The 1720-nt window shown below is 46.3% G+C and carries 1 protein-coding gene; it reads right to left on the bottom strand.

Going from position 1 to position 1720, the window contains the following annotated elements:
- Positions 1-89 precede the first annotated feature (89 nt).
- Positions 90-1436: a group II intron reverse transcriptase/maturase gene (ltrA, locus tag Q4546_RS19085; RefSeq protein WP_303446849.1), complete on the bottom strand. Its 1347-nt coding sequence runs from the start codon at positions 1434-1436 to the stop codon at positions 90-92.
- Positions 1437-1720 lie beyond the last annotated feature (284 nt).

Below are 1720 nucleotides of genomic sequence, written 5' to 3'. Positions count from 1 at the left end.
CTAATCGGGTAGCCGGAGGTATCTAACCTCCAGCCCCCACACCACCCTGCATGCGGCTCCGCACAGGGCGGTTCATTTAGAACACCTAACTAAACTTTCTGGTTAGGATAGTGAACTGCGACCCATCCATCTCTTAGTGAATATAATCCTGCTTTCTTCAGATACTCATTACTCAACGCTTGCTGGATCCCTAGTGTTTTTGAACTTCTCCATGGGCCTTTGCTTGTGATACCACAACCAACGGCCACTTGAATTTTGACGCCACGTTTAAGTAGGTTTTGCACCTTAGTCCGTGGTTTTCGCCACTGACGCCAGTAGCACATACGTACGCGACGACGGATCCAATGGTCTAAGTCGACACACCCTTGATAAGCATTAGCGATGCCAAAATAGTTGATCCAGCCTTGCATGTATTGACGCACTTTAAACAATTGATAACCCATGCTCACGCCCCAGTTTCGGTTCGTCAGCCGCCTCATCTTTTGTTTGAAAATGTGTAATGTTTTAGCATGCCACTGGATCTTTGCTCGGTTAAAGGTAAACCCGAGGAACTTGCTTTGACTTACCTTAACCACTTGGCTTTTCTGTGTATTAACGACCAGTTTTAGCTTAGTAGCAAGATAGTGAGTAATGCTATTAAGTACCCGTTCACCTGCTCGTTGAGATTTAACCAATATGATAAAGTCGTCCGCGTAGCGGGCGAATTTATGCCCTCGGCTTTCCAGCTCTTTATCCAAACTATCCAACATAATGTTTGATAGTAAAGGCGAGAGTGGACCGCCTTGAGGTACTCCTTCAAAGCTTGCTTCAAATTGGTCGTTGACCATCACCCCTGCACGTAGGTATTTACCAATAAGCGCCAAAAGGCGCTTATCCTGTACCTTGCTCTTTATTTGAGTCATGAGTAAATCATGATTAACTCGGTCAAAGAACTTGGACAGATCAACATCAACGGCAAATTTGCGTTTCTGTTTGATGATATCCCTTACTTGCAGTACCGCTTGTTTGGCATTTCTATTCGGCCTAAAACCAAAGCTGTTAGTCGAGAAGAATGGGTCAAACAGTGGCGTGAGTATTTGAGCTATCGCTTGCTGTATCACACGGTCAATGACGTTCGGGATCCCCAATTTGCGTTTACCGCCATCGGGTTTATCGATCTCTACACGCCTGACCGCTGAGGGTAGATATTTACCTTGCTCAAGTTGAGTTTTACACTGTTGCCAACCGCCTTGTTGCATCCAAATCGGGAAGGCTTCGATAGTCATACCATCGATACCAGCCGCGCCTTTATTGGCTTTAACTTGCCGCCAAGCTCGATGTAAATTCTCAGGTTCGAGTAGTTGCTGGAATAAATCGCTGTTGAAGGCCGGTTGCAGATCAATACGCTGCTGATAGTAATCGTCTGGCGACGTAGTGGGTATCGACAAGTTTGACAAGACTCCTCCTTCTTCTAAATGTTCAGGCCTTCACCATGTACCATCCATTACGATGGGCGTTGGGCTACTATGCCGTCTGCTGACTTCTGCTTAATCACACGCCGAGTTACCCCGTCATGCGCTATCGGTTTCCATCTGATTCGCTCTTTTCAGTCGATGGCGCTGAAAAGCCAAGGCACTTATAAACCAGAGCCTTACTGGTTAATTACCGATCGCGTGTTAAGTAGATCTCCCCAGATAAGAACATGAACTTTCTTTGCACTGCTGCATCATTTACGGTGGCC

Origin of the sequence: Shewanella sp. 4_MG-2023, assembly GCF_030548015.1 — a bacterium.
Taxonomy (GTDB): Bacteria; Pseudomonadota; Gammaproteobacteria; order Enterobacterales; family Shewanellaceae; genus Shewanella.
Note: the sequence above shows the minus strand (reverse complement) of the source record. Positions and strands in the feature narration are given on the sequence as shown.